The 20,675-nt window shown below is 50.3% G+C and carries 18 protein-coding genes; 11 read left to right on the forward strand and 7 right to left on the reverse strand.

The window, feature by feature from the left end; all coding sequences use genetic code 11:
- Positions 1 to 279: 279 nt before the first annotated feature.
- Entirely contained in the window at positions 280 to 996 is a 717-nt protein-coding gene (locus Pan241w_RS27540) for an OmpA/MotB family protein (protein WP_145222478.1), read from the forward strand.
- A 15-nt stretch (positions 997 to 1,011) separates the two neighbouring features.
- On the opposite strand, the gene Pan241w_RS27545 is transcribed toward Pan241w_RS27540, so the two are convergent.
- From Pan241w_RS27545 to eno, 3 genes are all read right to left on the reverse strand, one after another.
- Positions 1,012 to 1,296 (reverse strand): hypothetical protein, encoded by a 285-nt coding sequence (locus tag Pan241w_RS27545; protein ID WP_198000187.1) that lies wholly within the window; start codon positions 1,294 to 1,296, stop codon positions 1,012 to 1,014.
- Between the two features lie 291 nt (positions 1,297 to 1,587).
- A complete protein-coding gene (locus Pan241w_RS27550) occupies positions 1,588 to 2,190 on the reverse strand; it encodes a hypothetical protein (RefSeq protein ID WP_145222482.1) in 603 nt (200 codons plus the stop codon).
- 223 nt (positions 2,191 to 2,413) lie between these two features.
- Positions 2,414 to 3,688 (reverse strand): phosphopyruvate hydratase, encoded by a 1,275-nt coding sequence (gene eno, locus Pan241w_RS27555; protein WP_145222484.1) that lies wholly within the window; start codon positions 3,686 to 3,688, stop codon positions 2,414 to 2,416.
- A gap of 476 nt (positions 3,689 to 4,164) precedes the next feature.
- On the opposite strand from eno, the gene Pan241w_RS27560 reads away from it, so the two are divergent.
- The 7 genes from Pan241w_RS27560 (at position 4,165) to Pan241w_RS27590 (ending at position 11,032) form a co-directional block, all read left to right on the forward strand.
- Positions 4,165 to 5,190, forward strand: coding sequence for a phosphatidylserine decarboxylase (locus tag Pan241w_RS27560; protein WP_232107296.1), 1,026 nt, complete (start codon positions 4,165 to 4,167; stop codon positions 5,188 to 5,190).
- 28 nt (positions 5,191 to 5,218) lie between these two features.
- Positions 5,219 to 6,106 carry a CDP-diacylglycerol--serine O-phosphatidyltransferase gene (gene pssA / locus Pan241w_RS27565; protein WP_145222486.1) on the forward strand — a complete coding sequence of 296 codons (888 nt, stop codon included), beginning with the start codon at positions 5,219 to 5,221 and terminating at the stop codon, positions 6,104 to 6,106.
- A 55-nt stretch (positions 6,107 to 6,161) separates the two neighbouring features.
- On the forward strand, positions 6,162 to 6,779 hold the full coding sequence (locus Pan241w_RS27570; protein WP_145222488.1) for a riboflavin synthase: 618 nt from the start codon (positions 6,162 to 6,164) through the stop codon (positions 6,777 to 6,779).
- Entirely contained in the window at positions 6,766 to 7,686 is a 921-nt protein-coding gene (gene rsmA, locus Pan241w_RS27575) for a 16S rRNA (adenine(1518)-N(6)/adenine(1519)-N(6))-dimethyltransferase RsmA (protein ID WP_145222490.1), read from the forward strand. The genes Pan241w_RS27570 and rsmA overlap by 14 nt, the downstream gene beginning before the upstream one ends.
- 116 nt (positions 7,687 to 7,802) lie before the next feature.
- Positions 7,803 to 9,284, forward strand: coding sequence for an IMP dehydrogenase (guaB, locus tag Pan241w_RS27580; protein ID WP_145222492.1), 1,482 nt, complete (start codon positions 7,803 to 7,805; stop codon positions 9,282 to 9,284).
- 133 nt (positions 9,285 to 9,417) lie between these two features.
- The gene (locus Pan241w_RS27585) at positions 9,418 to 10,449 is read left to right on the forward strand and encodes a hypothetical protein (RefSeq protein WP_145222494.1); all 1,032 of its coding nucleotides are present in this window, start codon (positions 9,418 to 9,420) and stop codon (positions 10,447 to 10,449) included.
- A gap of 154 nt (positions 10,450 to 10,603) precedes the next feature.
- Positions 10,604 to 11,032, forward strand: a complete 429-nt coding sequence (locus tag Pan241w_RS27590; RefSeq protein WP_232107297.1) for a hypothetical protein — start codon at positions 10,604 to 10,606, stop codon at positions 11,030 to 11,032.
- Positions 11,033 to 11,048: 16 nt separating this feature from the next.
- Here the strand turns inward: Pan241w_RS27590 and Pan241w_RS27595 are convergent, their stop codons facing one another.
- From Pan241w_RS27595 to Pan241w_RS27605, 3 genes are all read right to left on the reverse strand, one after another.
- The gene (locus tag Pan241w_RS27595) at positions 11,049 to 12,170 is read right to left on the reverse strand and encodes a glycosyltransferase family 4 protein (RefSeq protein WP_145222498.1); all 1,122 of its coding nucleotides are present in this window, start codon (positions 12,168 to 12,170) and stop codon (positions 11,049 to 11,051) included.
- 2 nt (positions 12,171 to 12,172) lie between these two features.
- A complete protein-coding gene (locus Pan241w_RS27600; protein WP_145222500.1) occupies positions 12,173 to 13,147 on the reverse strand; it encodes a sugar phosphate isomerase/epimerase family protein in 975 nt (324 codons plus the stop codon).
- Positions 13,148 to 13,216: 69 nt separating this feature from the next.
- A complete protein-coding gene (locus tag Pan241w_RS27605) occupies positions 13,217 to 14,713 on the reverse strand; it encodes a hypothetical protein (RefSeq protein ID WP_145222502.1) in 1,497 nt (498 codons plus the stop codon).
- Between the two features lie 351 nt (positions 14,714 to 15,064).
- On the opposite strand from Pan241w_RS27605, the gene Pan241w_RS27610 reads away from it, so the two are divergent.
- A complete protein-coding gene (locus tag Pan241w_RS27610; protein ID WP_198000188.1) occupies positions 15,065 to 16,072 on the forward strand; it encodes a CNNM domain-containing protein in 1,008 nt (335 codons plus the stop codon).
- A gap of 217 nt (positions 16,073 to 16,289) precedes the next feature.
- Positions 16,290 to 18,335 (forward strand): methionine--tRNA ligase, encoded by a 2,046-nt coding sequence (gene metG / locus Pan241w_RS27615; RefSeq protein ID WP_145222506.1) that lies wholly within the window; start codon positions 16,290 to 16,292, stop codon positions 18,333 to 18,335.
- Positions 18,336 to 18,436: 101 nt separating this feature from the next.
- On the opposite strand, the gene Pan241w_RS27620 is transcribed toward metG, so the two are convergent.
- Positions 18,437 to 19,327, reverse strand: coding sequence for a glycoside hydrolase family protein (locus Pan241w_RS27620; RefSeq protein WP_198000189.1), 891 nt, complete (start codon positions 19,325 to 19,327; stop codon positions 18,437 to 18,439).
- Positions 19,328 to 20,040: 713 nt separating this feature from the next.
- Here Pan241w_RS27620 and Pan241w_RS27625 point away from each other — a divergent pair.
- The gene (locus Pan241w_RS27625) at positions 20,041 to 20,562 is read left to right on the forward strand and encodes a type II secretion system protein (protein WP_145222510.1); all 522 of its coding nucleotides are present in this window, start codon (positions 20,041 to 20,043) and stop codon (positions 20,560 to 20,562) included.
- Positions 20,563 to 20,675: the final 113 nt, after the last annotated feature.

Raw genomic sequence — 20,675 nt, forward strand, 5'->3', positions numbered from 1 at the left:
ATTTTATCATGCTTAAATCCTAATGTTGTAGATATTTATTGATTTCGTCAATGAACTCAAGCGATTTTTGTGTCTCTCAACTTGTTTACTTTCATGCCGGAAACCGATGCGTTCCGTGATAAAAACCCCTGGAAGTCCGTTTGATTCACAAAAATCCGGTAAGTTCCAGCACCTCTGGTGACGATTCTGTTAATACCAGGAGCTGGAATTCCTGGCGCATCGGCAAATCCTGCCGATCCTTCACTTGGCATTTAAACGACACTCCAGGAATGCATTATCATGGAAGATGATGGCCCACCAGGAGTTCCGGAATGGGTCGTGACTTATGGTGATATGATGTCACTTCTGCTCACGTTCTTCATCATGCTGGTTTCCTTGAGCGAAATCGTCAACGATGAAAAGTACCGGGCGATTCTGGAATCCATTCAAAAATATACGGGATACCGCACCGGTCCGGTCTCTCCTCCGGGAAAATATTTCCCCATGAACTCGCTCGTCGAACAAATGAGCATGCTGGGGGCCTTTACAGACAGCCCTGATCGTGGAAGAGGGGGGATTAAAACACGCTCGCTAGAAGGTAAGGACGTCCGAGTCTACCGTACGCGGGAGGGAGTTCCCGTCAAAGTGGGTGAAGCCTTGCTCTATAATCAGATAGACATTGATCTGAATGCAGCACGCAAAGAGAAACTGGACGAAATCATCCCGGAGTTGGCGGGGAAACCCAACAAGATCGAATTACGGTCACATACTTCAACGAACCCACTGCCCGCCGATTGCCCGATTCAAGACAAACTGGTTCTCACCTATGACCGGGGACGCCATGTGATGCTTTATCTGATCCAAAAGGGAATTGCCCCCAAGCGGATCAGAATTACCGCCGCCGCCGATTACGAACCGCCACTTAAAACCGGCGATGAAAAGTCAGAACAAATGGACCGGCTGGATGTTTTATTGCTGGATGCGTTTGTCGATGACTATGTCGGTCCCAGAAAATAAACTCAGGATGCTCGTTTAGTCGTCGATCAATTCCGTCGCCAGCTGACGAAGATAACGAGTCGAGGGATCCTGCATTTTCAAGATGTGCGGCGTTGAGGCTTCTTCATGTGGCTCATCAATGCGACATGTGACACCGGGAGCCAATGGCACGTACATCGACGAAACACGAACATTCATGCTGTTGTCTTTTGCTTCACGCATTTCCTGGTCCTTCATTCTCATTTCATCTAACACAATCGGATTCCATGTTTCTTTACGCAGGTCTGCTGAAACATAATTGATCCGTGCCCAGCGTCTCATTCGGAATTCTGCTGCTAAAGAGGTTGCAGCGCTTGCCTCTCTTTTCATTCTGTGATGCCCTTCACTGATGAATATTCTTATATGCGACTAATACAGAAATCGTCTCTGGTGATACATCAGCCAGAATGAATTTATTTCTGTGACTTACTTTGAGGGAGATTTGACTCAAGAGGCAGCTATTCCAGACACAATCCAAACAACACTATCCTTGAGAACAATAGCTAAGACCACAACAACAGCCACACGCGAAACAATCGACAGCACCGCCCCCAGGCAGTTCAACCGGTACAATCAGTCGTCCCCTTCCTCATAATCCGAAGAATCGTCATCCGGTATCCGATACCGCGACAGCAACAGACCCAAAACATCACGCGTTGACTGTGTGACGGTCTCCAACTGTCGGGACTGCGACTCATGCAGAAAAGTAAAGGCTAAAACAACGATCACAGCAGCCGTCAGCAAAATTGAGGAACGGACTTTTTGATTTTCACTCAGGACCCCCAGCATCGGCACATACCAGGACCGATTTGAGACCGGAATTTTCTTTCCCGGATCCCATTGAGGAACGTCCAGCGCCAGATCGGGATCGACGGCAATTCGCTCCTCGCCCGGGCGAACTGCATCAAAATCAACACGCGCCACTTCCGAACGAAATTCGGGATCGTGCTCTAAAGAATGGGCGATTTCTCGCAGATACTCAACCTGATTTTCCAGCGAGACCAGCTGGACCTGATTGGCCAGATACTCGTTTTGTAAATTCAGATAAGACAAATAGCGGGGGGCCAACACCACGGCAGCAAACAAGCTCGCCGCGATAAACAGAAAGATCCAGAATGTCAGTGAAATCATCCAGCCAAGACTGGATTCTTCATTCTGATTCTGTGTGTCAGACACAATATTTAAGCCCGATCTAAATTGATTCAAGTACACGCGGGAAACCACAACACGCTTCCCCTTCAATCAAAATCGTCATTCCGACTGAAGACTCTTCATCCACTGGCAAACGGTAACGGTTACTCGTTTTATTACCAATCTGCCGATTAGAAAACAGCGCATGAAAAAGCTCCCCTTCGATTGCGCAAAGGGGAGCTGATTTTCAATTTTCAAGTTGGTTGGATCAGGAAATCGTACCGCCAAAGGTGGCTTCATTCCCCAGAATTTCTTCGATTCTGAGCAACTGATTGTACTTACAGATCCGATCGGTTCGGCTGGCAGAACCTGTTTTGATTTGACCGGTACACAAAGCGACGGCAAGGTCTGCGATTGTGGTATCTTCAGTCTCACCAGAACGATGGCTCATCACAGCGGTGTAACCGTTGCGGCCTGCCAACTGGACTGCTTCGATGGTTTCAGACAGTGTTCCAATCTGATTGACTTTGACCAGAATACTGTTGGCGATTCCCTCATCGATGCCGCGCTGCAAGCGTTTGGGATTGGTCACGAACAGGTCATCACCCACCAGTTGCACTTTGTCTCCCAGACGGTCTGTTAACAGCTTCCAACCATCCCAGTCGTCTTCTGCCAGACCGTCTTCGATTGAACAGATCGGGTACTTCTCAACCCAGGATGCAAGGAAATCGACCATGCCTGCGGAATCGAATTCCCGGCCTTCAACCGTATAGATTCCAGTTTCCGAGTTGTAGAATTCGGTTGATGCGGCATCCAGAGCGATCTTGACCTGATCGCCGGCTTTGTAACCTGCCTGTTCAATGGCGGTCAAAATAACATCAATCGCGTCTTCACTGTTCGGCAGATCCGGAGCAAATCCACCTTCATCACCAACAGCGGTACTCAGTCCCTTGGAAGAAAGGACTTTCTTTAACGAGTGGAAAATTTCGGTTCCACAACGCAGAGAATCACTGAAGTTATCGAAGCCCAGCGGCATCACCATGAATTCCTGCAGGTCGATCCCATTGCTGGCGTGCTCACCACCATTGATGATATTCATCATCGGGGCCGGTAGACGATTCGCTCCCACGCCACCCAGGTAACGGAACAACGGCAGATCAGAAGCGTGTGCTGCTGCGTGAGCAGATGCCAGAGAGCAAGCCAAAATCGCATTCGCTCCCAGACGCGATTTATTTTCGGTTCCATCCAGGTCCAGCATGACCCGGTCAATCAACAGTTGGTCGCAAGCATCCAGATCCACCAGAACATCGGCAATCTCGGTGTTTACATTTTGAACCGCCTGCTGAACGCCTTTGCCCAGAAAACGGTCTTTTTTATCGGCGTCACGCAGTTCACAGGCTTCGTGCATGCCTGTGCTGGCACCACTGGGCACCGCAGCGCGACCAACAGTTCCATCTTCCAGCTCGATATCCACTTCCACGGTGGGATTCCCGCGACTGTCAAGAATTTCACGGGCATGAACGGAACTAATGGCAATACTCATCGTTTGTAATTCCTCAAAGATAAATGAACTCGATGTGTCGCACCGGCAACACATCAACAATTTCTGATATTTTCTCTGTTTAAGAAGCATCTTTTTAGCAGAAAGCAGGAGTAAGCTCAAATGACTCAGTTTAGATTGTATGAATCTTTCACAGACCTGAAAAAATCGTCTGTCTACAAAACTCCCAAACTGTGACCAGGATTACAGATGCAGCATAAAAGCCGAACTTCTGGAAACAGGCCCCCTCTCACCATTTTCTAAGGACCACACAAAACAGAGACCTTGAACAGGTTGTTTCGATTCGAGGAAATGGCTGGCTGGAAAACCGATTAATACCAGCCTGGATCGCTGCCCAATCTCGTCAGACTGGTCTCTGCATGTTAAACTGGAGTGTTCCCGATCCAAGCAATCGGGGTCTGTGGAAATAAAAAAAGAATCCCCCATTTCAAAACCATCCCAACTGAAATAATCTCCCGATGAGTTCAACTTCACCACAAACCAGCCAGCAAACAACAGGAAAATCGTACGCCCCGCTTGCTGTCGAAGCGATGGACCCCCAGCTGAAAACAATCCAGCCGGGGGGTGGTATGATTATCAACCTGGAAATGCTCTGGGGACGTTGGCGGCGATTCTGGTTGAAAACGTTTCGGCGTGGCTATATCCAGAAAATGGAGAGCACGCGCAAAGGCGATTTCAACCCCTGCCCGCACGAGGTGCTCGACCCGCGCGATTTAAAATATTACGAAAATCAGGGAGGCTACTACTGGGACGCACAAGATGATCCGTTTGCCTACCGCAGTCGTCTGCCGTTTGCCCGGGAAGGGTTGGCAGAACTGATTGTGCTCTCAACGCTGTTCTTCGGGGGTATGGCGGTGCTAGCAGGACTGATTCTGTCCAGCCAGATGTCGGGTATCCTCGCGATCATAGGCTGGCTGCTGGTCTTCACTCTGTTTTTATTTGGTCTGGAAATCGTCTGGTTCTTTCGCAACCCCAGGCGTAAGATTCCTGAAGGAGAAGGCGTGGTCGTCTCCCCCGCCGATGGAACATTCGATACCATCGAAGAAATCGACCACCACGAATTCATAGGCGGCCCTGCCATTGAAATCGGTATCTTTCTCTCCATTTTTAACGTCCACATCAACCGCATGCCCGCTGCAGGCAAAATAATAAAGCTGACCTATCGACCCGGTAAATGTCTGAATGCACTCCGTCCCGAATCAACGCGGGAAAATGAGCGTTTGGAAATCTACCTGCAAACCCCCGAACCTACTATGAGACCGATGCTCGTACAACAAATCACGGGTGCCATTGCCCGTCGGATCGTGTGTCGGTTGAAGCCGGGAGACGAATTATCCAAGGGCGCCCAGTTTGGTATGATCAAACTGGGTTCGCGAACCGTGATCGTGTTTCCCAAAGAAGAAGGTCTGGAAATTCTGGCAAAACCAGGTGATAAACTGAAAGCCGGTTCGAGCATCCTGGCAAAATATGCAGCGCGGGACTAGACCCATGGATCAACTACCGAGGAAACAGATGAAAAAGAAGCGTAAACTGATCGCTGTGCTCCCGACGTTACTCACGCTGGGGAATGCCGCCTGCGGTTTCGGCGCGATCACCTATGCCGCAAAAGTCGGTCCCGAGTACCTCGGCCAGACTGCCAGCGGCGGTTTAACCCGGATGCTGGGCACCTCACCCGGCCTGTTCAATTCGTTCGAAAACCAGCACCTGTTTATTGCCGCAGTCTTAATTTTCGTAGCCATGCTGTTTGACGCTCTCGATGGTAGCGCTGCCCGCTGGACCAATCAAACCAGTGAATTCGGCGCGCAACTCGACAGTTTGTGCGATGCGATCAGTTTCGGTATCGCGCCTGCCTTCCTGATGCTGCAGATGATTCAGTTTAATACAGAATTTTACCACCCCCGACTCCTCTGGGTCATCGCCCTGTTGTTTGCCGTCTGTACCATTCTCCGACTGGCCCGGTTCAACGTGGAAACGGATGAGGATGACTCGCACGAAGGTTTCAGCGGGCTCCCTTCTCCGGCGGCTGCAGGAACCGTCGCTTCTTTCCCCATCGCCATGCGTGGCCTGTATAAGCTGGCCGATACCGAACCCGATTCGATTACCCAGTCACTTGCCCAGTGGCTGATCCCGGCAGTGGAAATGGCACTCCCGCTGATCACTCTGGCTGTGGCTGCTCTGATGGTTTCACGGATTCGATATGCTCATGTGTTTAACCAGTTGTTCACCGGACAACGCAGCCGGCGGCATGTGATACAGCTTGTTTTCTCGATGGCCCTGATCTTCCTGGTCCGGGAACTGGCGATCCCGGTTTTATTCTGTTATTTTGCATTTTCGTCTCCAATTCGGGCTTTTTGGGAAGAAGTTGTCTCCGGGCGACTATACAAATCGAGACAAATTTGAGAAACTGAGCGGTTTAACCCCCTGATAATCGAAAACCCTGAAGGTGCTGTCGCCGATGTTTACGGGACTGGTCGAGGGCCGGGGTACCGTTCATCTTCTGGAACCGAACGGCTCTGCCATCGATTTAACGCTTGAGATTCCGGAACTCATTATTCATGAGGCCCACATCGGTGATAGTGTGGCCATCAATGGCTGCTGCCTGACTGTGATTGAAATTAACAACAGTTTCCTGAAATTTCAGGCCGGCTCAGAAACTCTGGCAAAAACCAATCTGGGTCTGCTCTCCGTCGGTGATCAGGTAAACCTCGAACGTCCTCTGGCAGCGAATGGGCGACTGGGGGGGCACTTTGTCCAAGGTCACGTGGATGGCGTGGGGTCGATCAAATCCATCGACCAGGACGGAGAATGGATTACAATGTGGTTCGATGTTCCCCAGGAACTTGCCCTGCAGATGGTGCCCAAAGGATCGGTCACCATTGATGGAATCAGTTTGACGATTGTGGAATGCCAGCCAACCGCTTTCAGTATCGCGCTCATCCCGCACACTCTGGAAGTAACCACACTCGGCCAAAAACAGGTTGGCAGCGTTGTGAATATCGAAACAGATATCCTCGGGAAGTACGTAACGAAACTCATTCCCATAACACTTGATGGTTTCAATGAAAGAAGATGAAAGGCAGACTCGATCTTATTTAATGCAGCTCTTCGAGCGGCATGGCTTTAACCCGCGCTCTGATCTGGGCCAAAACTTTCTGATCGATCTGAATATCATCGAATACGTCGTTCAACACGGCCATATTCAACCGCAGGACATCGTATTGGAAGTGGGCACCGGAACCGGCGGAATGACCACTTTCATGGCACAGAAGGCCCGGCACGTGATTACGGTCGAATACGATCGCAACATGCATACGCTGGCCAGTGAAGCCACCCAACGCTACGACAATATCACACTACTCAACTGTGACGCCTTAAAAAATAAAAACCACCTGTCGCCCACGGTAATCAATGCGATAGAAGAACAGTTGGCCGCCAATCCCGGCAGTCAACTCAAACTGGTTGCCAATCTGCCCTACAATGTCGCCACACCGATTATATCCAACATCGTTGCCTCTGACCTCCCCTGGAATCGCATGGTCGTTACGATTCAGTATGAACTCGGTTTAAAAATGTCCTGTAAACCATCGACTTCCAATTATGGTGCACTGTCGGTCTGGTTGCAGTCGCAATGCTTTGTCAAACTTTTGAAAAAACTGGGGCCCACAGTTTTCTGGCCGCGCCCAAAAGTGGATTCCGCGATCGTACAACTCACGCCGAACCCGCCACTCAAAAAAACGATCAAAGACCGTGTCTTCTTTCAGGATTTTCTGAGACGGATTTTCCAGCACCGGCGAAAATTGATGCGGAGCACTCTAGTAGGCATGTACAGCAAGCAGCTATCCAAGCCGGCCGTTGATGAAATTTTATTAGCCCACAATATTGATAAAGAAAAAACGCGGGCGGAAGAACTCACCGTACCTGAAATGATTGCACTCGCAAATTCGTTTCAGGAACAGATCGCACAACAAGCAAGTATTTAGAAACACACAACCAGAGCCCAGTCCAAGAGGCCAGGAACTGGTTTTACAAAAAATATTTTCCTGTAAAATCGAACCATTATAGAAAATACATTAAAGAGACGCGAAGGAGAGGAACAATGGAAGATCGTATTATCTGTCAGGGAATAACCTTCGATGATGTTCTGCTGCAACCTGCTTATAGTGAAGTGATGCCTTCCGAAGTCAGTGTTGCCAGCCAACTCACGAAAAATATCCCCCTCAATGTTCCCATCATCAGCAGCCCCATGGACACCGTCACCGAAAGTGATATGGCGATCGGCATGGCCCAGGAAGGCGGTATTGGCGTTATTCATAAGAATATGACGCCGGAACAACAGTCAATGCAGGTCGACCTGGTAAAACGCAGCGAACACGGCGTGATTGTCGATCCGGTCACACTGCCCCCCGAAGCCACAGTGGCAGAAGCTGCCGAAATCATGCAACGGCGAAACATCGGAGGGGTTCCTGTCACGAAAAATGGGAAGCTTGCGGGAATTTTAACGAGCAGAGACTTACGATTTCTTGACTCCCCAGACACCTGCATTTCCGAAGTAATGACGAAAGATAAGCTTGTAACGGCTGCGGAAGATACAACGCTTGAAGAAGCACAGCGGATATTATTGGAAAATAAGGTCGAGAAACTTCTGCTGGTTGACGAAAATTATCAACTGAAGGGGCTCATTACGATTAAAGACATCGACAAGACGATGCAGTTCCCGCTGGCCTCAAAAGATTCACGAGGACGGCTGCGTGTGGGAGCTGCGGTGGGTGTGCATGATTTCGAACGAGCCGCTTTACTGATTGAGAAGGGCGTTGATCTCCTGGTTGTTGACAGTGCGCATGGCCATTCCGGCAATGTCGTACAGACCGTGAGAGAAATTAAAAGCCGATGGGACATCGATGTAGTTGCCGGAAATGTGGCGACAGAACAGGGTGCCCGTGACTTGGCAGATGCAGGTGCCGATGCCGTCAAAGTCGGAATTGGGCCCGGATCAATCTGTACAACGCGAATTATCTCAGGTGTCGGTGTGCCGCAATTAACGGCCATTTCCAATGCTGCGAAAGCATTGGAAGGGACTGGAATCCCAGTCATCGCCGATGGGGGGATTCGTTACAGTGGTGACATCGCCAAAGCACTGGCAGCCGGTGCTCATACGGTGATGTTAGGGGGTTTGCTCGCCGGTCTGGACGAAAGTCCGGGTGAGTTGATTCTGTATCAGGGTCGTAGCTTTAAGCGCTACCGTGGTATGGGGTCGATGGGAGCAATGGTTAAAGGTAGTAGCGAACGCTACCGCCAAAGTTCAATCAGTCAAGATGGAAAGGACACTGCTAAAAAACTGGTACCTGAAGGAGTAGAAGGACGCGTGCCTTATAAAGGTCCGCTGCAGAATCTGCTCTATCAACTCGTAGGTGGACTACGGGCAGGCATGGGTTATTTAGGCGTCCAATCTATCGCGGAAATGCGAACAGAAGCTCGTTTTATTCAGGTTTCTGCAGCAACGGTTAGGGAGAACCATCCGCATGATATTTCAGTCACTCAGGAAGCACCAAATTACACAGCCGAACATTCCATGGAATAGTCGCCATTTACGATGGCTACTGGCTGTTGCACTCACGCTGGGAACGAGCCCTTTCTCTGTCGCAGGTGAACCATCCAGTTCGACAGACCCTTTTCTTTCTCAATCAGCTGAAACTGCTCAAACCTGGGAAGAATTGAAAAGTCGTTCTCCGGAACAGCGCTGGGAGTCGCTCTCACGCGAGAGTAAACGTGAGCTGAAGAAGCAAGAACGAAAAGAACGCCGGGAACAACGCAAATCGAATAAAAATTCTGACCCGATTGAGCTCGTTCCCGAATTCCGCAAAATTCCGGATCATTTTTCAACGCCGACCGCGCCAACAAATCCTGAAGTCACACAACCGGCTTCAACTCCTGACGCAAACGTGCCAGCAACTACCCTGGAACCGATCGCAGAACCATTCAAAACAATCGGCCTGGAAGAGAAATCAACGGGAACCCAAAATTCCACGACCAATCTCAAATTCAACACACCAGCACCGGCAAACGCCAGTGGCAATACGAATCCGAGTTATCCTTTGTTCCCGGAGGAGAATTCCAGCGGGTCCCGTTTTATCAACAAACAAAAAACTTTTGAAAAGGACGCTGCGTCTCCCGGATATGACGACTCGAAATATGCCGGACAAGATCTTGAAGACGAAACGCCGCACCTGCTGAAGAAAATTGCCGGCATCAGCCCCTTCTTTGATTATGAACCCGATCCGGACATTGCCAAAAATGAGCCATGCCGAAACCTCTGCCCTCGACCGGATGGCAAACCCTGCAAACTCTCTGATGCAGAGGGGGCGATGGTGATGGAATGTCCGAAAGAATTCCAGTTAAGTCGCGAACCCTATGTCGGTCGCAACTTCACCGAAAGTATTTATACCTGGGAAGCATCAAACCTGAATTACAATCCACTCTATTTTGAGGACCCCAACCTGGAACGCTACGGGAATTCACGGAGAGATCTGGTTCAGCCTTTCGTTTCCATCGGACGCTTCACCGGACAATTACTCGCGCTGCCTTATCAGATGAGCATCGACCCCGTGCGAAAAAGGATTTACCCTCTGGGCTACTATCGTCCAGGCGAATACACGCCTAAACGCATCAATGGAATTCCCTGGAATACTAAAGCAGCCATTACCGAAGGACTTACAGCAACCGGCCTGGTTTTCATCCTGCCGTAAGTCAGCACAAATCGCTGGCGGTTTTCAGGAAGGAACTCCTGAATCAAAACAGCGATGGTTGCTGAAGCGAACGAAATTCGATATTCTCTAAACAGACTTTGCCCTACCTGCGCAAAGTCTGTTTTTGTATTTGGATTTAAGCAGAAGCCAAGTGTTGAAGAGAGTAAACAGCCCCATTATGTCGATCGATCCCAGTCAAAATGTATCTTCCGCCTCCCGTGAATTAGCCAACGATATTATCCAACGCGTTGCCAAACTGGTCAGCGAAGCAGAAGCGGAGACGAAACCTCTGGAATTGGATCCCTACCGCAGTCAGTTGTTCGAGTTATTTGTCATGGCGGATGCTGCCGGCTTTGTTTCCGCAGACGCCGACATCGATCTCACTGCCGACAATCTCTGTCGTGAACTGGCAAAGCACTGGGAGCTGGCATCAGCAACTCAGGATGCTGTTGAATCACAGGCAAAACTTCCGCCTGAACAGTTAAGTAAAATGCGTATCCTCTGGTCCGTATTGCGACTCTGGATGGAATGGGATTATGCCTGGAAACGCTGGGAAGAATTTCACCCCAGTGATCGTTCCTGAAGCCGGTCTGCCAACATTAACCGCACAATTCCTGCCAAAACGATGCCATGCGTTCGGCCGCCTGTTCGCCGGTGAACTGTTCCAATGCCCGTTGCCGGGCCGCCTCCGCGAGGGACTCACTGAGACTTCGATCGCTTAACGTCCGTTTGATCGCATCGGCTAAGGCCCTTGCATTACTGGCGGGGACGAGTAATGCAGATACTTCGTGTGTCACGATTTCTGCAGTCCCGCCAACATCCGTCGCCGCGATTGGCAAACCGCTGGCAATCGCTTCCAGCAGCACCCGCCCCAGCGGTTCCTGTTTCGCGGGATGCACCAGCAGGTCGGCTTCGTTCATCAACCACGGGATGTCTTCCCGATATCCCAGCCGATGCAGGCGGCCCTTTAACCCCGGTTGCGCGAAAGCAGTCGTAATCTCCCGATCATAGTCAATGCTCTCCTGCTTCTGTGAGTTCCGTTCTCCGACGAGTACAAAATGCGTACTCTGGTCTCCCTGCGCTGCCAGGAGCGCCGCTGCTTCCGCAAGAACATCCTGCCCTTTGCGGAGCCCGAGTTGTCCGATGGTGAGGCAGAGCCTTGCTTCGTCAGGAAGTCCCAGTTCCTGTTTCAGCGCCCCTGTCGCCGGTCGTGGTTGAAAGCGTTTGACATCCACGCCGTTATAGCAGACGGTGACCCTCTCCGGCGCAAGCCCCTGTGCGATGTGAAACGCTCGGGTGGCTTCGGAAACCGCAACCAAACACCGGTTCTGGTTCAAATCCCGGATCGTGGCTTTGCTGAGCTTCATGATATCCCGCAAGTGCCCCGAACAGGGAACCGGCCACCGTGTTGCGAAAGCGCCGGTCAAACGTGACATCGAAAGACTGTTCGCATGCAGTAAATCAAAGCCGCCCACTTGCAAAGTGGGGAGCATCTGCGCTGCGATGTCTTCCCGCGCCAAACGCTGCCCGTCTCTGTCATGAAAGGAGACCGGGTGGCATTCGATATTCAGTGCTGCCAGCTGCGCGGCTAACGGACTCTCTGCCGGACAAAATGCTGTGAATTCAAACGATCGCCCGTGCAGCCGCGCGAGCACGGACAGCATCGAATGCTCGCCCCCATTCAACGAGCCAAACTCAAATAAGAGGGCAATCCGTTTCACGTTCAGTCAGCTTTGATCGGTTGATCGAGTTTCGCTTTCAGAACCGCTTCTCTGGTTTTTCGCAAGCCGGTTTGCGCCACAACCAGCGGGTCCTGTTTCCAGTAATCCCGGTTGAATAATTCCAGCGATAACGCGCCTCGGAAACCAGCCCGATGAATCATGCGGAATATTTCCGACAGTGTCGCCACACCATCGCCGGGATAAACACGATGCGAATCATTAATCGTTTCGCGTGGTGGATCGGCGGGATAGTCATTAACATGGAAAACCTGAATCGCAGAGCCGCTCAGCAAACCCAGTCCGGCAAAATCTGAGCCTCCTTTATAAATATGATACACATCCGGCAAGAGACAAGCCTCTGGGTGACCGCTTTCAATGGCGACAAACATTGATTCTCCCAAACGCGACAGTGACTTGGAAAAGCCCCAGACCTCGACTTGTGGGATCACTCCCATCTGATCGCCCAACTCCAGCAACGCCCGATACCGTTTGGCTGCTTCGAACAGATTCAAATCCGTCTGATTGGTCGCTCCTGTCGGAGGGGCTGCGATCCGAATTCCACCAATCTGACGTAGCGTGTCCATATCACGCTTGGCTTGTTCCAGTCCTTCTTTGCGTTTTGCGTCATCATCGACAATCCACTGCGCGAAGCCGATGGCACTCTCGACAGTGAGATCGGCATCCTGAATGCGTTTTTTCAGGTCAGCCAGCGAACCGCCGGCTTTGACGTAATCGTCGATGTCGCGCATCCAGGGTTCGATTGAATCGTAGCCGGCTTGGGACGTGAGATCGATCTGCTCCACGATCCCGAGTTTCTGACCTCGAATCGTACTCGTATTAAAACAGTAGCCAAAGGGCTCAGCGGCACTGCGTGTGCGGGAGGGAGCAGCGAGCGCAGAAGTAGTCGCAGTAAGACCAGCCGCTAAGACGCCGCCTGTTGCAGCCAGCATCTGGCGTCGGTTGAGATTCGATTGCATGAAGATGATTCCGGTGGGATGAAGTATGGGTTTGTTACCCTTCTAAGCTACCGCAACCCCAGACCATTTTCAACCTGTTCCCATTCCCCGATCGAAGGCTTCCAGATCACGCTGAAACAGGCTTAACACTTTATGCAGTGTTTCCCGGTTGATTTTCCAGCTCGGATTGTCAACCGTATAGCGATTACAGTGATCAACGATCAAACGGTAAAGAAACTTAAACAAATGCCGCGGCACTCGCAATTGTGCAAATTGTGAAATCAATTCCTGTTCGGTAATCGAATCGTCAAATAGATCCTTGATCGAGTGGCCGGAGCCGTGATCTGTGGAACAGGCCCGTACGCGATCGCAGGCAACATCGTACAGCGACTCGCCCGTCCAATCCAGCGATGTCACCAGGTTCTGCTTATCCAGCCGCGAACGTTCGTAGAATTCCTTCTCTTCCCGCTGGAGATAATAGACTACATCTGAAGGCAGCAACAGTTTAAACGCCACGCCCGGATGCTTTAACAATTTATTATCGAACATCGGCCAAAGCAGATCACGCATACGCTCGGCAGAGCCGTTGACCAGATGCGGTTCATCCACGCGGTCCACTAGAATCACAATGTTCGTGAAGCCCAGTTTCTTGAGGATCGTCTGGAATTTCGTCAGCAACTCATAACGGTCATCACTGCGATCCCGACAGGGAATTGGCTGGCCGGCGAGTTCCCGGCGTTCGATCCGCATCAGAATTTTTCTGAGCGCATTCGGCAGATGATCAAACACGCGCACTTCGCGGGTGACCCGCCACGCTTTCCACATCAGTGTTGTTTGTCTCCATAACCAGGGCGCCCAGCCGGCAAACATGATCAGCCAGATCCACCACTGACGGAAATCTTTCCAGTCACCCAGATAAAAGACCAAACCGACGGTCACCATGGTTACTAAAAATCCGAGGCCGCGTTCCCACTCGGTTTTCCAGCAACCGAATTTCAGTTTCTTACGCAATCGATTCCAGCGCAGGACCGCCGGCATATCGAGACTGTGATCATAAAACGCCGCCAGCAAGAGCAGGTCCCGCTTTTCCAAGTGAGTCAGATTCGCTACCTGCGATTTTGAAACCGACCGAAAATTGTTCTCTGCCGAATTATTTGGCTCGATCATCTGACCGATGAGTTGAGTCACTCCCAGCGAAAGAATCGCGTCCATGTGGTCCCACAATCGCCAGTACGAAAGCAGTCGTTCGGGTCTCCGTTTCCGGCCCGAATACCGCTCGCGAAAACAGTCGAGAAATGGATTGAAATTATCGTATTCAATGACGAACACACGGTTGTCGGGATGATTCGTGTTATGTTTTTGTAACTGTTCGATCATCTGCATCCGGATCGCCGTTTTGCCGGCTCCTTTCTCGCCAAACACGACCGACGTCGAAGGATTGGCGGGATTGGAAAATATTTTATCCCACACTGGATGATGCGTCCCGTTCAGACAGAATTCCTTAAATACATGATCGCTCTGGGCATCCTCCTGCCCGAACGGATTTTCGGTAATTCCATGATGATCTAAAAACTGCTGTACTTTCATAACATCTTACTTATATGAAAAGGACTCGGCTAAACTCTTATTTTGAAGCGACTTAGACTGGCCGACCACTTCACGAGCCAGCCACAATCCTGGAGCGGCAGCATTCTCGGATCAGCGATTGTCAAAATGAGAAAACTGGGTAACCAGACTGCCCTTAAAACATAGGTCATAGATCGTGAAAATGGTAGGCCTCAGATGAAGAGTGCCTGAAAATAGTAACTGAATTTCATCGTAGAAATCGGGACACCTCTTGCAAGTTTGCCCCTGTTTCAAGAGAATTCATCACCGATTGATGACGTATCCACTGGGAAAGCGTCTTGTTTATTTTCGTGCGGAAGGTTGAATTCTACGTTGAACTGGCTCCCTCTTATTGGCGCAGTGGCTCTGTTTGCTATTGGCCTGCGCCTCTCGGCCCTTTTCAGTGGTTCCGAAACAGGTTTTTACCGTGTCAGTTTTCTGCGATTGAACATCGACGCGAACCATGGTGACCAAGTCGCCAAACGACTCTGCTGGTTTGCTCAAAATCCCAGCTATTTTGTCGCCACCACGCTCATTGGAAACAATCTGGCAAATGACCTGACCACGATTGCGATTTCCATTGGTGTCGCCGAGCTGTTTCAGCAGTCGGGTGGCTCTGCGGAAATTATCACAACGATTTTATTCACCCCGATCATTTTTATTTTTGGAGAACTCGTTCCCAAAAACCTGTATTATCGGGCGCCGTCGATGCTTTTGAAACGGTACTGTTTCTGGTTTGATCTGTTTTATCGAGCCTTCTGGATCATTAGCGTTCCCCTGGTTTCGATCACACGCCTGCTGGAACGGTTCTCTCCTGATCGTAACAAACCCGCGCAGCTGGTGCTGGGACGCCAGAGACTGGCCAAAGTTTTGGAAGAGGGGCACCTCGAAGGTCTGCTTGGCAACTCGCAAAAACAACTGGTACGCGGGATGTTCAGCACGGCTGCGCAATCCGTCCTCAAAGTTATGATTCCACTCAAGAAAATCACGGGGGTCACGCGGACAACAGAAGCCGCCGAAATCATCGAACTTGCCAAACAGAACCAGCTTTCCTTTATCCCGATTCGCGCCCGTGGAAATCAGAGTGAATGGACGGCCTACATCAAACTGGTCGATCTGATTACTTCTCCCTCCCCGATCATCCCGGCCGTCTATAATATGCCTCAATTACAAACTGATTTCAGTATGCTCGAATCACTCTACCTCTTGAGAAATTCCTCTTCCGCCTACGGGGCCGTTTATCAGAATGGTACACAGATCGGCATCGTCAGCCAGCTCGATCTGGTGAATGCCCTCTGTTCCTCTGAAGGCCCCTTGATGTTAAATCCCCGCGCCTTATAACCTGGTTTTTGCTGGTTTTCCGGCTCGATTGCGGGATCGGACCGACGGGCGTACAATCAACGCCCAGTAAAAGATCGGGATTCTCCGGGACACCGCAATCGTATGCATCGGGCACAAATCGAAGACCATTCTTCTGAACCACCCTGCATTTCCCGTGTCTATTTGAAATAACGTTAGTATAGTCGTCGAAATAAATCTTTGTTGAGCCGGAATTATCATGACCCAACGTCGCATTTTAGTCACCGCTGCCTTGCCTTATGCCAACGGTGATATTCATATTGGCCATCTCGTGGAATACATCCAGACCGATATCTGGGTCCGATTCCAGAAACTGCGCGGACACAACTGCCGTTTCTTCTGCGCTGACGATACGCATGGCACCGCGATTATGATCCGCGCCCGACAGGAAGGCCGCTCTGAAGAAGCATTGATCGCGGATGTGCGTGAAAAACACATCGCCGACTTCACCGGCTTCAACATCGAATTCGATAATTACGGCAGCACCAACAGCGAACAAAACCGCAAAATCTGTCACGAGATCTGGTCAGCGCTCCGCGAAGCAGGACTGGTCCATGAAAAAGAAGTGACCCAGTTATTCGACGTGCAGGAAAACACGTTCCTGGCAGATCGCTTTGTGAAGGGAACCTGCCCGAAGTGTAAAGCCACGGATCAGTACGGCGATAACTGTGACAAATGCGGCAGCACCTACACACCAGCCGACCTGATTGACCCGGTCAGCACGCTTTCCGATACCACGCCGGAAGTTCGCACCGCCGATCATCTGTTCGTTCGCATTGAAGACTTGCATCCGTTTCTGGAAGAGTGGACACAGTCCGGCGCACATCTGCAAACGGAAGTCGCCAACTATCTCAAAGGACACTTCTTAGGCGACCCGCTCCGCGACTGGGATATCTCCCGCCCCGCACCCTACTTTGGTTTTGAAATTCCGGACAGCCCGGGCAATTACTGGTATGTCTGGTTTGATGCTCCCATTGGTTATATCGCCTCGACGCTCGAATGGTGTGAAAAGACGAATGAAGACTTCGACCAGTGGTGGAAGAATTCCGAAACCGAAGTTCATCACTTCATCGGCAAAGACATCACCTACTTCCACACGCTGTTCTGGCCTGCGATGCTCAAAACTGCCGGCTTTAATCTGCCAGAGAAGGTCCACATTCACGGCTTCCTGACTGTGGACGGTGAGAAGATGGCTAAAAGTAAAGGGACGTTCGTCAAAGCATCCACGTATCTGAATCACCTTGATCCTGCTTGCCTGCGTTACTATTACGCATCCAAGCTGGGATCGCGACTGGATGATCTCGATCTGAATCTGGATGAATTTATTCAGAAAGTCAATTCGGATCTGGTCGGCAAAGTGGTCAATCTGGCCAGTCGCTCTGCCAAGTTTGTGGCGAATACGGGACTTTCCGAATCGTATCCGGACGACGGAGGTCTGTTTTCCCATGCAGCCAGTCAGAGTGAGACCATCGCGGCCGCTTATGAAAACTGTGACTATAATGGCGCCATGAGAGAAATTCTCGCATTGGCCGACCGCGCCAATAAATATGTCGAAGATCAAAAACCATGGGAACTGCGGAAAGACGAAAGCCGCCAGCAGGACCTGCAGGATATCTGCACAATCGCGCTGAATCTGTTTCGACAGATTGTGATTTACTTAAGCCCCGTACTTCCCAAACTGTCCGAACAAACGGGCGACTTGTTGAATGATCCCATTACAAACTGGGATCAGGCCCAAACCCCATTGACCGGCACTGCCGTCAATAAATTCCAACACTTATTTAAACGTATCGAAGAGAAACAGGTACAAGCCATGACTGATGAAGCAAAAGAAGAAGCCGCAGCAGCCGAGAGTGAAGCAGCCGCCTCGCAATGGAACGACAGCGGCGAAGCCCTCGAACAGGAACCGATGTCGGACGAATGCACGATTGACGACTTCGTGAAAGTCGACTTGCGTGTCGCCCGCATCGTGGAAGCGAATTCCGTTCCCGAAGCCAACAAGCTACTACAGCTGACACTCAGTCTGGGTGGTGATGAACGCCGCAATGTGTTTGCCGGTATTAAAAGCGCGTACAACCCGGAAGAGCTGGTCGGTCGATTGGTCATCTGCTGTGCGAACCTCAAGCCACGTAAAATGCGATTCGGTACCAGCGAAGGCATGGTCCTCGCCTCCGGTCCGGGCGGAAAAGATGTTTTTCTGCTTTCCCCCGATGAAGGCGCCGTGCCCGGACAACGCGTCCACTAAAAGATGCATCTGAAATCAGATTCTCTCACAAGCCATCAGAGAACACTCTGGTGGCTTGTCTTATTTTACTCCCCAATCACTTAAAAAATACATGACCTACATCAGGGACTCTTCTGCACTGGATGGCCGAGAAGACCATACCGCTTTCCCTTCTGTGAAACAGTCCAGAAGAACGCAGCTAAAGTACCGTTCTTAACAACGGGTGTAATATGGCCACTATAGATCACATTCCGAGGCTGGTCGCCGGGTTGCAGATAGCGCTCATTTTTCTGAAAGGACTGGAAGGGCCCCTCGGGACAGGGCGAAACCAGATGCGCAATTTGGGCACCTCCCTTAAAGAAATGTTCGATCACAAACAGATGGTAAGCACCTTCAACGAACGTCGCTCCTGTTAACTCCTGAGCACGAACAGTTTTGGGAGGTGGCGCAACGACGACCGCATTCGACCAGGAGTCGAACTGCATTGGATCAGACGATGTTCGATGGATTATCTGATAGCCGTTCGGTCCCGCCGTACGATGATATAAATGAAACTGGTCACAAGTGGCATCGCTTACGAGCGCAGTATCGTCATCTTCTCCTACAAGATCCGAAATCGGTTGCTCTGTTTTATTCCAGGGAATTTGTTCCGGATCATTGTTGGAATAAGCCAGGCCAACACTGCGACGGGTAAATTTCTCTGTTCGGCGTGCGCTGAAAGGACACAAAATCTTCCCATCCTTCAGTGTTGCTGCGACAGGACTGGCGACGCCATGAAGATCGTAAGCTTCTGTCGTGCTCCCTTTGCGGATCGCCACTCCGTGATAGTGCCAGTTCGATAAATCCTTACTCGAAAAAAGATGGATCTCGGATTCATATGTATTGGGATGATATTTGCTGTTTAAGGAAATCACATCGGTCAGCAGGTAATACTTTCTCTTCGCAGGATGCCAGACAATCGTATGCTCACGCAGACTGGCCTCTCCCATGTCAGACCGCTTTGTCAATTCCACCTTATATTGTCTGCTAACGTCATAGTTTACGAAAGAATCTGCGCACACCGTTCCTTCTAAAAGAACAAACAGCGCGACCAGCCTGAATAAGGAAAGTCTCACCAGGTCAGTTTGTCTCCACCAGAAAACGACATCTTTTTTCAGCAACCATTTCAACATCCCGGGCTCATCTCCAGCAGGATGGCTTTCATTTATGATAGCCACGGTTCATAGAATCGGAGGTAAATCTCAGCCCATTATAAACGGACTTTATCAGTTCTGAAACGAGACGCACTTTGCCCAACCCGAACAACCAATACACACCGCAAACTCTCGCCGACCCCCAATCCCCTTAACAACAAACGTAGCCCGATCCACCTCAAATAAGGGATTTCACTTAATTTCTTCAAAGCTCCTCAAGCGCAATCAGTTCAATCGATCCATTCATCACAGAACGGCACCTGAACTATAAATTCTCCTGAAATTAAATTGACTACCAACATAAAAAACATAGATTTTCGATGGCCAGTCAGTCGGCGTCCCTTCTGATACAGGCTAATGCAATCTGGAATCTGAGCTGTGATTTATAATAACAGACATCACACACTTTCAATCCAGTAGCGCTTAGAGTTCTCATGCTTTCCCGAGGGGAAGAATCAAGGGGGGACTCCTGGTAACACTTTCAAACAACACTAATGTGTTAGACACATTTGTAAAAAACTCGGAGAAGGGCAATGATTAAAACAACACAACAAAGAGGAAGACGTGCGGGTTTCACACTCGTCGAAGTCCTGATTGTAGTCGTGATTCTGGGGATCTTGGCTGCAACAGTATTACCACAATTTACATCAACGAATGATGACGCCAAAGAGTCTGTACTCGTACAGGATTTGCAGACACTACGTAGTCAGATTCAACTGTATAAGTTCCAGCACAACGGAAAATATCCTGCCGACGGTTCAACCAAAACCGACGATTTCCGTGATGCATTGTTGCTTGCCAGCGACAAAGATGGCACAACAGGTGCCGTCGGAACCAAGCCATTCGGTCCTTACCTGATTGGTAACGTTCCTCCTAACCCTTACACGGGTGGTCGTGGAATCATGATCGTGACTGACGTACCTGGTACCGATGCCGACGAAACTGCCAAAGACGGCGACGAAATTGTCGGTTGGATTTATAATCCTGCGACCGGCGAAATCAAAGGAAATAATGAAGGTACTGCCGCAGATGGTAGCGACCTGGACAGCTTCTAGAGAGCAGAACCCGCCAACTCTAAAATAGTGGTGGACGACTCTCCATAATGAAGAATGAACTTAAAAGACCCCTTATACGAGGAATCGTGTAAGGGGTTCTTTTTTTGAACTGT

The organism is Gimesia alba (assembly GCF_007744675.1).
GTDB lineage: Bacteria > Planctomycetota > Planctomycetia > Planctomycetales > Planctomycetaceae > Gimesia > Gimesia alba.